This is a genomic window from Pseudorhodobacter sp. (assembly GCF_030452865.1).
Lineage (GTDB): Bacteria > Pseudomonadota > Alphaproteobacteria > Rhodobacterales > Rhodobacteraceae > Pseudorhodobacter.
Window position 1 is genome coordinate 1 of the sequence record NZ_JAKDLJ010000076.1, and the last position, 11,806, is coordinate 11,806.

General features: G+C 60.1%; 13 protein-coding genes and 1 pseudogene. 2 read left to right on the forward strand and 12 right to left on the reverse strand.

The window, feature by feature from the left end; all coding sequences use genetic code 11:
* The coding region (locus L0H65_RS06730) for an isochorismatase family protein (protein WP_301458070.1) at nucleotides 1-198 on the forward strand (198 nt) is incomplete at its 5' end.
* A 9-nt stretch (nucleotides 199-207) separates the two neighbouring features.
* Here the strand turns inward: L0H65_RS06730 and argC are convergent.
* Nucleotides 208-1,110: an N-acetyl-gamma-glutamyl-phosphate reductase gene (gene argC / locus L0H65_RS06735; RefSeq protein ID WP_301458071.1), complete on the reverse strand. Its 903-nt coding sequence runs from the start codon at nucleotides 1,108-1,110 to the stop codon at nucleotides 208-210.
* Between the two features lie 102 nt (nucleotides 1,111-1,212).
* Here argC and pncB point away from each other — a divergent pair, with 102 nt between their 5' ends.
* Nucleotides 1,213-2,505 (forward strand): nicotinate phosphoribosyltransferase, encoded by a 1,293-nt coding sequence (gene pncB / locus L0H65_RS06740; protein WP_301458072.1) that lies wholly within the window; start codon nucleotides 1,213-1,215, stop codon nucleotides 2,503-2,505.
* Between the two features lie 12 nt (nucleotides 2,506-2,517).
* On the opposite strand, the gene L0H65_RS06745 is transcribed toward pncB, so the two are convergent.
* From L0H65_RS06745 to L0H65_RS06795, 11 genes and pseudogenes are all read right to left on the reverse strand, one after another.
* On the reverse strand, nucleotides 2,518-3,759 hold the full coding sequence (locus tag L0H65_RS06745) for a Hint domain-containing protein (protein WP_301458073.1): 1,242 nt from the start codon (nucleotides 3,757-3,759) through the stop codon (nucleotides 2,518-2,520).
* A gap of 90 nt (nucleotides 3,760-3,849) precedes the next feature.
* Entirely contained in the window at nucleotides 3,850-5,322 is a 1,473-nt protein-coding gene (locus tag L0H65_RS06750) for an inorganic phosphate transporter (RefSeq protein ID WP_301458074.1), read from the reverse strand.
* Between the two features lie 52 nt (nucleotides 5,323-5,374).
* The gene (locus tag L0H65_RS06755) at nucleotides 5,375-5,854 is read right to left on the reverse strand and encodes an NUDIX hydrolase (protein ID WP_301458075.1); all 480 of its coding nucleotides are present in this window, start codon (nucleotides 5,852-5,854) and stop codon (nucleotides 5,375-5,377) included.
* Entirely contained in the window at nucleotides 5,851-6,789 is a 939-nt protein-coding gene (locus L0H65_RS06760; RefSeq protein ID WP_301458076.1) for a phosphotransferase enzyme family protein, read from the reverse strand. The genes L0H65_RS06755 and L0H65_RS06760 overlap by 4 nt, the downstream gene beginning before the upstream one ends.
* Nucleotides 6,786-8,057, reverse strand: coding sequence for an aspartate aminotransferase family protein (locus L0H65_RS06765; RefSeq protein ID WP_301458077.1), 1,272 nt, complete (start codon nucleotides 8,055-8,057; stop codon nucleotides 6,786-6,788). Before L0H65_RS06765 ends, L0H65_RS06760 begins: the two co-directional genes overlap by 4 nt.
* A complete protein-coding gene (gene arfB / locus L0H65_RS06770) occupies nucleotides 8,054-8,476 on the reverse strand; it encodes an alternative ribosome rescue aminoacyl-tRNA hydrolase ArfB (RefSeq protein ID WP_301458078.1) in 423 nt (140 codons plus the stop codon). Before arfB ends, L0H65_RS06765 begins: the two co-directional genes overlap by 4 nt.
* 41 nt (nucleotides 8,477-8,517) lie before the next feature.
* Entirely contained in the window at nucleotides 8,518-9,363 is an 846-nt protein-coding gene (locus L0H65_RS06775) for an alpha/beta hydrolase (protein ID WP_301458079.1), read from the reverse strand.
* Nucleotides 9,363-10,172, reverse strand: coding sequence for an aspartate dehydrogenase (locus L0H65_RS06780; RefSeq protein WP_301458080.1), 810 nt, complete (start codon nucleotides 10,170-10,172; stop codon nucleotides 9,363-9,365). Before L0H65_RS06780 ends, L0H65_RS06775 begins: the two co-directional genes overlap by 1 nt.
* On the reverse strand, nucleotides 10,159-10,860 hold the full coding sequence (locus L0H65_RS06785; protein ID WP_301458081.1) for an ABC transporter ATP-binding protein: 702 nt from the start codon (nucleotides 10,858-10,860) through the stop codon (nucleotides 10,159-10,161). Before L0H65_RS06785 ends, L0H65_RS06780 begins: the two co-directional genes overlap by 14 nt.
* Nucleotides 10,854-11,606: an ABC transporter ATP-binding protein gene (locus L0H65_RS06790; protein ID WP_301458082.1), complete on the reverse strand. Its 753-nt coding sequence runs from the start codon at nucleotides 11,604-11,606 to the stop codon at nucleotides 10,854-10,856. Before L0H65_RS06790 ends, L0H65_RS06785 begins: the two co-directional genes overlap by 7 nt.
* A pseudogene (locus L0H65_RS06795) lies at nucleotides 11,603-11,806 on the reverse strand (branched-chain amino acid ABC transporter permease); the annotation flags it as partial. The pseudogene L0H65_RS06795 and the gene L0H65_RS06790, both read right to left, overlap by 4 nt.

Consider the following 11,806-nt stretch of genomic DNA (forward strand, 5'->3'; position numbering starts at 1 on the left):
CTGCGCAGTCGGGGGATTGATACTCTGACGCTTGTGGGCCTTGCCACTGATTTTTGTGTGGCCTATTCGGCTTTGGATGCCGCCCGGCTTGGGTTTGACGTGACGGTGCGGATGGACCTGTGCCGGGCGATTGATCTGGATGGGTCACTGGCGGCGATGATGGCCAAAATGGATGCTGCCGGGGTGGTGATGAAATAGCGGCGGAGTTTACAACCCCGCGCTTTCATCCAGCCCGAGCATGATGTTCAGGTTCTGAACCGCAGCACCTGATGCGCCCTTGCCGAGATTGTCGAGCGTGGCCGACAGCACCACGCGCCCGGCTTCGCCGAGCACGGCCAGCTCCAACTGGTTGGTGTGGTTCAGGGCTTGCGGGTTTTCACGCGCCTGCGCCTGATCCAACGGGCGCACAGTAATGAAGCGACTTTCGGCAAAATGCGCCATCAGCGCTGCGTGAATCCGCGTCGCCGGTGCATGGTGTAGCGGAATTTGCACGACCATGCCTTGCGCGTAATCCCCGACCGACGGCACGAAAATCGGGGGCTTGGACAATTTGGCGTAGGTTACAACTTCTGGCATATGTTTGTGCTTTTGCGCGGTGGCATAGATGAAAGCGCCATCCGCTGCACCGGTTTCAAACTCTGCGATCATGGCTTTGCCGCCGCCGGAATAGCCGGAAATGCCAAAGATCGACAGATCGGCATCGGGTGCCAGCAACCCTGCATCGGTCAAAGGCCGCAGCAAGGCAATGGCGCAGGTTGAATAACAGCCGGGGTTCGACACATATTTCGCCGCTGCGATTGCAGCGCGTTGCCCCTGTGCCAATTCCGGAAAACCAAAGACCCAATCGGGGTTGACGCGATGCGCGGTGCTGGCGTCGATCAAACGCGTGGGAAGGCCCGCACAAATCGCCGCCGCCTCTTTCGCCGCGTCATCCGGCAGGCATAGGATCGCCACATCCGCCCGCGCAAACGCATCGGCCCGCGCCGCTGCATCCTTGCGCTGCGCTTCCGGCAGTGAAATCAGGGTGATGTCATCGCGGCCGACCAGACGCTCCCGGATTTGCAAACCGGTGGTGCCAACCTCGCCGTCAATGAATACCGCTGCGGTCATATTCTTTATTCCTTTGCTGCGCTGCACCTATTTAGCGGGTTCGCCAAGCTGGACAAGTGGCAAGGCGCTTGATCTAACGGAATTTCCGGATAGGGGACCAGAATGGCCGATATTGCGACGCGCGTGTATAATCACAAGTGGAAGATTGACCCGATTGTGCGGTCGCTTCTGGATACCGATTTTTACAAGCTCCTCATGTGCCAATCGGTGTTTCGCAACAAACCCGATACCAATGTCACCTTCAGCCTGATCAACCGCACCAAATCCATCCGCCTTGCCGATATCGTCGATGAAGGTGAATTGCGCGAGCAGTTGGACCATATCCGCACCCTGCGCCTGTCGCGCGGCGAAAGCACCTGGCTGCGCGGCAACACGTTTTACGGCAAGCGCCAGATGTTCCGCCCCGATTTCATGGAATGGTTCGAAGGGTTGCAACTGCCGCCCTATCACCTCGAAAAACGTGATGGCCAATATGAACTGACGTTCGAGGGCAAATGGCCCGAAGTGATGATGTGGGAAATTCCCGCGCTAGCGGTGATCATGGAACTGCGGGGCCGCGCCGTTCTGGGCGGGATGGGGGCGTTTGAATTGCAGGTGCTTTACGCCCGCGCGATGACCAAGCTTTGGGAAAAGATCGAACGTCTGCGCAAACTCGACCGGTTGTCGATTGCCGATTTCGGGACGCGCCGCCGCCATTCCTTTCTGTGGCAGGATTGGTGCGTTCAGGCGATGCAGGAGGGTTTGGGCGATGCTTTCACCGGCACCTCCAACTGTCTGATCGCCCTGCGCCGGGAGGTGGAGGCGATTGGCACCAACGCGCACGAATTGCCGATGGTCTATAGTGCTTTGGCCAATAGCGACGCCGAACTGGCGCAAGCGCCGTATCAGGTGCTTGCCGATTGGCATGAAGAACATGACGGCAATCTGCGCATCATGTTGCCCGATACCTATGGCACCGAAGGGTTTTTGACCCACGCGCCGAAATGGCTGGCGAAATGGACCGGGATCAGGATCGACTCAGGTGACCCGGCGACAGGAGCGGAAATCGCGATCAAATGGTGGAAATCCAAAGGCGAGGACCCGCGCGAAAAACTGGTGATCTTTTCCGATGGTCTGGATGTAGACGTGATCGAGGCGCTGCACCGCCAATTCGTCGGTCGGGTCAAGGTGTCGTTCGGTTGGGGCACCATGCTGACCAATGATTTCCGGGGTCTGGTCGCGGGCGATGCGCTGGCACCGTTCAGCCTTGTGTGCAAAGCGGTTTCCGCCAATGGCCGACCAACGGTGAAGCTGAGTGATAACCCGAACAAGGCGATGGGACCAGCGGATGAAATCGCGCGCTACAAGCGGGTTTTTGATGTGGGTCAGCAGGATGCGATTGCGGTCGTGGTCTGAGGTGCCTCAGGGCTATGCGGGCATCCAAGGCTCGACAACCTGCGAGGGGGCGGCCGGACAAAGCGGCCTTTTGTGTCTGACGTGACGTTGCGCCAGATTGCGCGCGTGTTTGCCCGCCGCAAATATCCGCGCCGGGCTTTGCCGCGCGCTTTCAAGCCTATGCGCCTCGATGCCGAGCAGCAACCTCAACTCATTCAAAGCCGCCGCCTCCATCGCGCGAAAGCTCTGTTCACCCAGAAACAGACTTTCGCTTGCGGTGCCTTCCGCGAGCAGGATTTCATGCGCGTCCAGCAATAAATGGAAATAGAAGACATCCGTGGGTGGCAAGACGGTTTCCACGCCCGGCAACCCTGTCAGGCAATGGGCGGCGATCAGCACTTCGGGTGTTTCAAAAATGCGCTGGGCGATGGCCGAGGCGACAAGAACGCGATGATGCTGTGATAGATACAGGTCACGTTTCGGCAACCCGTCACCGAGGCTGCCCTTGGCAAAACGCACCGGCCGCAGTTTCGGGTTCACCGTCATCTCTGCCACAGTCCGGCGTTTGGACCACAGCCAGCGAACAGGTTGCGCACCGTGATCCCGCGTCATCACCAGATCGCCGGGGCGAAGATCTTCGATCAAGGACACGCCGGTTGGGGTTTCGATCAGCGTTCCAGCGGTAAAGCAGATGTTGGTGGTGCCGGGGGTCGCGGTTTGGTCATTGATGAAATGCGATGACCCGTCCGGCCCGCGCTGGATCGAACGCCCGTCGATGTCATTGCCAAAATCCTCCCCGGCGCCGACAAGTGATGCGGTGGTGGAAAACCCCTTATAGCCACCGCCACCCAATGTCGGGTTATCAAGCGCGTCGCCGTTGAAACGGGCAGAGATATAATTGTTCGCGGTCGGGTCATAGATAATGACGTTATCACCGGTATTGGTAATGACCGCCCCTGACCGCCCCGCGTTGTAGAACAAATCGTTCGGCCCGCCCGTCGGCAGGCTGCCCCCGGCTTGAACGCCGGTAATGACCATCGCATGCGCGCCCGGTTGCAGCACCGCCCCCGGCGGGAAGGTGAACCAATGGCCGATGCCCTGATCCCACAGCTGCAAACCGGCGATGCTGATTGCAACATTGGACGTGTTCACAATCTCGATGAATTCATCCGTCGGGGCTACGGTGCCGTTCCCATCGGTGTCGAAACTGGTTGCCCCACTTGGGTCCACCAGAATCTCGTTGATTGCAATTCCACCTCGCAGAACATCCGCCACGGCCTTCGCCCCTGCCTAACGGTAAACCATATAATCGGCAGAATATCAGGTCATTGTGGCAGAAGTCGGGCATAATCCTCCGGTATTTCGTCAGATTGCCAGTGCAGACAGACCAACGAACACCAGCGCCGACAACAGTGCAGTGGCCGGAACGGTAATCACCCAAGCCGCGATGATGGTCAGGAAATGCGACCGGCGCACCAGTTTGCGGCGACTGCGTTCCTCCGGCGCGACGGGTTTGCCCTTCAGAATGCCAAGCTCTCGTGCGCGGCGTTCGGCGTGCCATTCGCGGTAAAATCCCACGCCGAAAATCGCACCAACCGCGATATGGGTGGAACTGACCGGCAGGCCAAGCGCCGAGGCCACGATCACCGTAAACGCCGCTGAAAGCGCCACGCAATAGGCCCGGATCGGATTCAGCTTGGTGATCTGGCTACCGACCATGCGGATCAGCTTTGGTCCAAACAGCATCAGGCCAAAGGATATTCCGGCAGCCCCCACAATCATCACCCAATAGGGAATTTGCACGTTGCTTGCGGTGTCGAAATCGTGGACCGCATGAACAATCGCGGCAAGCGGGCCAACCGCATTGGCAACATCATTGGCCCCATGCGCAAAAGACAACAGCGCGGCAGAAATGACCAAAGGCAGACCAAACAGTTTCTTCAGTGATTTCTTGCGGTTCTCCAACCCTTCGGACTGACGGTACACCAGCGGCTTGCTGATCGCATAGGAAATCACACCGGCAACGGCGCCGATCAGCAAGGCCATCGGCATCGAAATGCTCACAACCTTTTTCAGCCCCTTGAGCGACAGATAAGCACCGAAAACGGCGGCCATGATCGCAACAAGGATTGGAACCCATTTGCGGGCTGCGGCGATCTTGTCATCGGCATATTCGATCCGCGCCCTGATGATGGCCAGAAACAGCGCGGCAATCGCCCCGCCCAGAACCGGCGAAATCACCCAGCTTGCCGCAATCTGCCCCATCGTGGCCCAGTTCACCGCCGCGAACCCGGCAGAGGCAATGCCCGCGCCCATCACACCGCCGACCACGGAATGCGTGGTGGACACCGGCGCACCAAGCCATGTCGCAAGGTTGATCCACAGCGCCGCCGCCATCAGCGCGGCCATCATAGCCCAGATGAATTGTGCCCGATCGGCAAGGCTTTCCGGGGACACGATTCCCCCGGAAATGGTGGAAACCACATCACCGCCCGCAAGTAGCGCGCCTGCGGTTTCGCAAATTGCGGCAATCGCAATCGCCCCGCCCATGGTCAGGGCATTTGCCCCCACTGCCGGACCCATGTTGTTGGCAACGTCATTCGCGCCGATGTTCAGTGCCATATAAGCACCGAAAACCGCCGCCGCGACGATGATCAGGCTATCGGGTGAGCCGCCGGACAGTACAGCGGCCACGATGGCCACCACCGCGATGAAGGCCAGTCCAAGCCCCGGTGCCAGCAAGGGGCGCGCGACATATTGCGTCGCCTGTTCAAGGTAGGAAATACGATTGAGGTCTTTGTCCAGCGTCTTCCACTGGTTCAGCGGCTTCTCGGACATAGGGGCGACCTGACATCAATCTGTTGGTTTCGCGGGCGTGTTACCGGGTATTTCAACCCGAAACAACGTCCAACACGAGACTTTCGGCACATCGCGCAGATATAATTGCGCGTAATCCGCGATCCTTGATCTTCTTCACGGCTTTCCCCGGCGTCATCCATTTCGGCTTTCGCGTTTCGGATTCGGGAAAGGATTCGTGGCAGGACATAACCTGCAATTCAAACACATGTGCGACGCAGCGTTGCTTAAACCCACCGCTGCGCCGTTTGAGATAACGGAACTGCCCGATCGGCTGGGCGGAGATCACGCCCTTGACACCCGCCTCCTCCCACGCTTCCATTGCAGCGGCCTGAGCCAGCGTCTTGCCGCGCATCGGCCAGCCTTTGGGGATGATCCAGCGTTTGCTGTCAAGGCTGCGGACCAGCAGCACTTCGATTTCGGCACCTTGTCCGCGCAGGCACAAAGCCGCGACTTGCAGAATCGGGGGCCGGAAGAACAGGCTTTTGAGGAGGGCGAAGAAAGCCTTGATCATTGCAGGACCATATCGGCACAAAGCAGCGCCCGTTTGATATGGCTGCGCATGATCGGATCATCGGATCTCAGCCGTGGCATGGTCCAGCCAACCGATGCCAGCGCCCGCGCCAGAGTGAAAATATCGACCATCTCCCGGTCGGCAGAGCGCAGGGTTTGATACCCCGCGATCAGTGCCGCCGCAATCTCGGCTCGCGCAGGTTCATAAAGGTTCTGGCTCAGCACGGTTCCCAAATCGTAAAGCGCAAAGCCGATGCCGCTGTCGTCAAAGTCGATCAGCGACAGAGCGCCACCGTCCACCAGAATATTCTCGCGCAGCACATCGGCGTGAACCGGCATCAGGGCGGCAGTTCTGCCGTGGTTTTGCAAGGCGTGGCGGAGGTAGCTGCGCGCCTCCTGTAACCGCGCTGCCTCTGGTTCTGTCAGCGCCGGATGTTCCCAGAACCGGCCCCAGAACGGGGATTCTCCGGTTAACCCGTCGATATCCCACGCTGGACGGTTGAAATCAGGCGGCAGGGTCAGAGTTTCGGTCACATCGTGGATTTGTGCCAGAAGTCGCCCGAGCGCGTGGTGCCGCGCCACCTGTTCCACCACGGGGCCGGGCAAAAGCACTCCCGCCTCGCCCAAGGGCGCGCCCGCCATCCATTCCACTGCCGAGGCCATGCGACCTGACGATAGCTGCACCAGTTGCGCGCTGTTTTGCGTCGTCAACGGGCGCGGGACGGGCAAGCCTTTATCGGCCAACGCGGTGCAGAACCACAGTTCCGACCGGATCGCCGCGTCGGATTGATAGCCCATGCGGTGCAGCCGAAGTGCAGCCATCCCTCCGCCCGGCAATTCCATGCGAAACACCGCGTTTTCGCGGTTGTTGATCAGTGAGGTTGGTCTGCCACCCCAATGCGCTGCTGCCTCGGTGGCCAAGTCTTGCAATGTCATGCTGGAACCTTTGCCGTAGCCAAAGCATCTTGCAGCGCATCCGCCAGCAAATCGCCATTTTCACGCGAGAACGTCAGCGGCGGGCGGATTTTCAGAGTGTTCCCGGCGCGGCCGATGCGGTTCAGGATGAAGCCGCGCGCGACCATATCCTCCACCAAATCCTCCACAAATGCCGTTGCCGGGGTGTTATCTGCATCAAGCACGAATTCGACGCCAAAGAACATGCCCACGCCGCGCACATCGGCCAGCAGAGGATGGCGCAAGTCGTGCAGACGTTCCATCACATAGGCCGACACTCTGGCGGCGTTGTCCTGCAAGCCTTCATCGTCAATCACCTGCAAGGTCGCAAGGCAGGCGGCGGCGGAAACCGGATTGCCGCCGAACGTGTTGAAATAACCAAAGGCGTTGCGGAATGCCGCCATCACATCGGGCCGCGCCAGCACGGCGGCCACCGGATGCCCATTCGCCATCGGCTTGCCGCAAGTAACGACATCAGGCGTCAGTTCCAACCAGTCATGGCCCCAGAAATGGCTGCCCAAGCGACCGAAACCCGGCTGCACCTCATCACACATCACGATGCCGCCTGCCGCACGGATCACCGCTTCCGCTTTGGCGAAGAATCCGGGGCTGACGGTGGGAATGCCTTCATTGGCAAAGACCGGGCACAGCATCATGCCGGAAAAGCCGATGCCGTTGGCTTCCAGGTCGGCAATCGCCGCTGCCACATGCCCGGCGAAAATGCTGCCATCCGGGTCGGGTGTGCGCAGATGATCGGGGGCTGGAATACGGCGGACATGCGCGGGATAGCCGCCAATCGGCGGGCGGCGCGACGACAGCGCCGAGGTGGCGGTGGTGTTGCCGTGATAGGTGTTGTCGGTCGCAATCACCCCGATCTTGCCTGTCATGGCCTGCGCCATCCGCAACGCGATGTCATTCGCCTCCGACCCGGTGCAAGTCATGATGCATTGCGATATATCGTGACCCAAACGCGCGGTCAGCCGCTCGATATAGTCCAGCACCAGTTCGTGATGATAGCGGGTGTGGGTGTTCAAAATCGCGGCCTGATCGGCAATCGCCTTGACCACGGCGGGGTGGCAATGGCCGACATGCGGCACGTTATTGTAACAATCGAGGTATCTCTTGCCATCCGCATCCCACAGCCAGACGCCGTTGCCACGCACAATATGCACTGGCTTGCGGTAGAAAGTCGGCACATTCGGCCCCATCAGGCGGGCGCGGCGGTCGGACAGTGTTTCATTCGTGGTCATTCGTCAGGCTCCACTTTGCCGCGCAAGGATTTGACGGTGCCGCGCACCGTTTTCGCGGTCAGGCGGCGGCGCTGACTGCCAAGGGTGGGTTTGGTCGGGATGCGCCGTTTCGGCGCCACGAGGGCTTTCTGGATCAGTTCCACCAGACGCGCCCGCGCCATTTCGCGGTTGCGAATCTGGCTGCGGGTTTCTTCGGCCCGGATCACGATTGCGCCGTCATTGGTCCAACGCCGCCCCGCCAACCGTTTCAGCCGGGTTTTCACCGGGTCCGGCAGGTTGGGCGATCTTTCCGCCTCAAACCGAAGCTCCACCGCCGTCTCCACCTTGTTCACATTCTGCCCCCCCGGCCCGGAGGAGCGTGAGAACCCCTCCGACAGTTCCCAATCGGCGAGGGTGATATGATCATTGATCCGCAACATGACCCAAGGGTAACGCTTTTTGCAGCGGGGGAAAGGGGGCTTTACGCGCCGAGCAAACCAAGCAGAACGCGGGACAGTGTGGTCTGATCGTCGCACAGATCAAGGATCACATCGAAATGGTTGCGTCCCGGAATGGCGGTCAGCGGTGCGCCAAGTGCTTTGGCATAGGCGGCGGATTGGCGCGGAAAACCGGGTGTCTCCACTGCTGCCAAAGCGACATGGCTGCGCGCGGTGCCGGGAATGTGGCGCAGCGGGCTTAAGGTTTCCAGTTCCGCATCGGTAAACTGCATCCAATCCTGAATATGGCTGGCCGCAAGCGGCGCGAGTTCAAACAAACCGCTGATCGGCATTGCGGCATGAACCGCTGTTTCCGGCAGGTCGAAATCCCTGTGCCATCCCGGCATTGCCAAAGTCGCTGCCAAATGCCCACCAGCGGAGGAGCCGCTAATGGCGATGCGGGTTCTGTCGATCCCCAAATCCTCGGCGTTGTGCCAAAGATGGGCGAAAGCGGCGCGCATCTGCCTTGTGATTTCGGTCAGATTCGCCTTGGGAGCCAGCGTGTAATCCGGCACCATGGTTGCAATGCCGTGCGGCGCCAGCATCGGAGCCATAAAGGCGGAATGTTCCTTGGACAGTGCGCGCCAATAGCCGCCATGGATGAACATCACGCAGGGCCGGTTTTCCCCTGCGTTGAACAGGTCCATGCCTTCGCCGCTGTCGTCGTAACGCAGGTTCAGTGTGGTTCCCGGCAAGTCCCGTGCGGGCAGTGACAGGCGTGCATAGTCGCTGATAATCCGGGCAAAATCCTCGGCACTTGTGCAGTCGCGCGCGGTATAATCGGCGTCCAGCGTGGCGCGAGGAAGGGCGGCTTCAGCGGCAATATCCATCAGATCACCATTGGGTTGATGCGGTTTTCGATCATCCGCAGCAGCGAAAGCGCCGTCATTTCCGATGACTTTGGGTTTGTCGCCAAGGGGCGGTTTTCCAGCGTCAGGGTCAGCGTGCCAAAATCCCCCATGGCACGGATGCGGTGGGAGTTCAGCTTAGCCCCCGGATCAGCCGTGAGCGCGACAGTCGTGCGCTCCAGTCCGATCCCGGCCAAGGCAGAGATCACCGCAACATTGGCGTTTTGCGGGTAGTCGTCAGCCGCCTGCCTTGCCGTGCCTTCGAAAAAGGTGAAAGGCGCCGTCAGCGCAGCCAGATCGCACAATGTTTCGGCTTTGGTTCCGGCCCAGGCGCCGGCGGGTTTAACCACCTCATGCCGCACGCTTTGCATGTCCAGACGCGCGGCGGCGGCAAGCGCGTCAATCCCACCCAAAGCCCCCGGCGGGATCAGCAGTTGCGCGCGGTTTTCACGCGCAAGACCTGTAAGTTCCGCGAACAGCGCCGCATCGGTCAGCGCCGAGGTGGAGGAGATCGCTACATCCAACCCCCGCGCCAAACCTGCCCGCGCCCAAGGGGCGACCGAACCACGCCCGGCGGCCTCTACCATCAAATCGGCCTCTACCGCTGCCAGTTCTGACGGATCACGGATCAACAATACACCTTCTGGCAAACCTTGGCGCGGGGTCGCGGTATCGCGCACGGCCACCGCAACGATGGAAACCGGGCTGCGCCGCTCCGCCAAAAGCGCAGCGACACGGGTGGCAATCGCACCCCAGCCGACAAGCACCACGCGCAGATCAAAGTCCGACATAGGATTGCACCGTGCTCGCGTCATTGTCCAAATCCGCGCCGCTTCCCTGCCAGACCGTGCGGCCTTTCTCAATGATATAATGCCGATCCGCCAGACGTTTCAACACGCCCAGATTCTTGTCGATCAGCAGGATGCATTGGCCTTGTGCCTTCAGCTTGGCGATTACATTCCAGATCTCGGTACGGATCACCGGGGCCAGCCCTTCGGTCGCTTCATCCAATATCAACAAGCGCGGGTTCGTCATCAAGGCGCGGCCAACGGCAAGCATTTGCTGCTCCCCCCCAGACAGGGTTCCGGCCAGTTGCTTTGCGCGTTCGCCCAAGCGGGGGAACAAATCATAGATCGAACTCAATACCCACGGTCTTTCGCGCCTCGAACGGTTGGCGGCGGTGGCGACAAGGTTTTCGCGCACGGTCAAGGTCGGAAACACATGCCGCCCTTCCGGCACCAAACCGGCCCCAAGCCGCGCGATCCGCTCCGGCGGCAGGCCGGCAATCGGGGTATCGTGAAACTGCATCTGACCGGCTTTGGTTGCCAGCAACCCCATGATCGTTCGGACGGTGGTGGTCTTGCCCATCCCGTTGCGGCCAAGCAGGGTTACAACTTCGCCTTCGTTGACTGTCAGCGAGACATCGAACAGCACCTGACTGGCACCGTAAGCCGATTGCAGGTTAGTGATCGTCAGCATAGCGCATCCTCCGCGCCCAGATATGCCTCCCGCACCTCCGGATTTTCGCGGATCTCATCCACGCTGCCACTGGCGATGATGCGGCCATAGACCAGAACCGAAACGCGGGTGGCGAGCGCAAAAACCGCCTCCATGTCGTGTTCCACCAGAAGCATCGGGGTGTCTCGACCGATCAGGGCCAACCTTGCAATCATCTCCTGGCTTTCCACCGCGCCGAGGCCGGCCATCGGTTCATCCAGCAGCAGGATGCGGGGGCGGCGGGCAAGGGCGACCAGCAGTTCCAACTGCTTGCGTTCCCCTTGCGACAAGTCCTGTACCGGAATATCGCAGCGTTCGGCCAGTGGCGTTTCGGCGAGCAGCGCGTCCGCCTGATCCCAAAGTCGCTGTCGTCGCGCGACGCGATCCCAGATGCGAAAGTTCAGTCCTTCACGCGCCTGTACCGCCATCGCGATATTCTGGCGGCAGGTGGCATCGTTCAAAAGGTTCGTGACCTGAAACGTCCGCCCCAAGCCGCGCGCCACCCGGTCCGGCACCGACAGATTGGTGATGTTCCTGCCTGCCAGATGGATGCTGCCCGAATTGGGCGCAAGCTCCCCACATAGCTGGTTGATCAAGGTGGATTTCCCCGCGCCATTCGGGCCAATGAGGGCGTGAATTTCCCCCTCCTCCACCGTCAAGGAAACATCATCGGTGGCGAGCAGTCCGCCAAAACGTTTGACGAGGTTGGAAACTTGCAGAACACTCATTTCCACCGCCCCCCGATTTTTGCCAACAAGCCGACGATGCCGCCTTTGGTTCCCAACACGACAACCAGCAAAATGATTCCCATCGCAAGTTGCCAGTTTTCGGTCCAGCCGGAGAGGAAGCTTTCCAGTAGCAAAAATGCTGCTGCGCCAAAGATCGGGCCAAAGAAGGTCCCAACGCCGCCAAGAATGACCATGATCAT

Excerpts from the sequence above, each read along its gene's own strand:
- L0H65_RS06765 (WP_301458077.1), bottom strand. The coding sequence starts at position 8,057 with ATGACCACGAATGAAACACTGTCCGACCGCCGCGCCCGCCTGATGGGG.
- L0H65_RS06755 (WP_301458075.1), bottom strand. The coding sequence starts at position 5,854 with ATGATCAAGGCTTTCTTCGCCCTCCTCAAAAGCCTGTTCTTCCGGCCC.
- L0H65_RS06760 (WP_301458076.1), bottom strand. The coding sequence starts at position 6,789 with ATGACATTGCAAGACTTGGCCACCGAGGCAGCAGCGCATTGGGGTGGC.
- L0H65_RS06785 (WP_301458081.1), bottom strand. The coding sequence starts at position 10,860 with ATGCTGACGATCACTAACCTGCAATCGGCTTACGGTGCCAGTCAGGTG.
- L0H65_RS06750 (WP_301458074.1), bottom strand. The coding sequence starts at position 5,322 with ATGTCCGAGAAGCCGCTGAACCAGTGGAAGACGCTGGACAAAGACCTC.
- L0H65_RS06780 (WP_301458080.1), bottom strand. The coding sequence starts at position 10,172 with ATGTCGGACTTTGATCTGCGCGTGGTGCTTGTCGGCTGGGGTGCGATT.
- pncB (WP_301458072.1), top strand. The coding sequence starts at position 1,213 with ATGGCCGATATTGCGACGCGCGTGTATAATCACAAGTGGAAGATTGAC.
- L0H65_RS06775 (WP_301458079.1), bottom strand. The coding sequence starts at position 9,363 with ATGGATATTGCCGCTGAAGCCGCCCTTCCTCGCGCCACGCTGGACGCC.
- L0H65_RS06790 (WP_301458082.1), bottom strand. The coding sequence starts at position 11,606 with ATGAGTGTTCTGCAAGTTTCCAACCTCGTCAAACGTTTTGGCGGACTG.
- argC (WP_301458071.1), bottom strand. The coding sequence starts at position 1,110 with ATGACCGCAGCGGTATTCATTGACGGCGAGGTTGGCACCACCGGTTTG.
- arfB (WP_301458078.1), bottom strand. The coding sequence starts at position 8,476 with ATGTTGCGGATCAATGATCATATCACCCTCGCCGATTGGGAACTGTCG.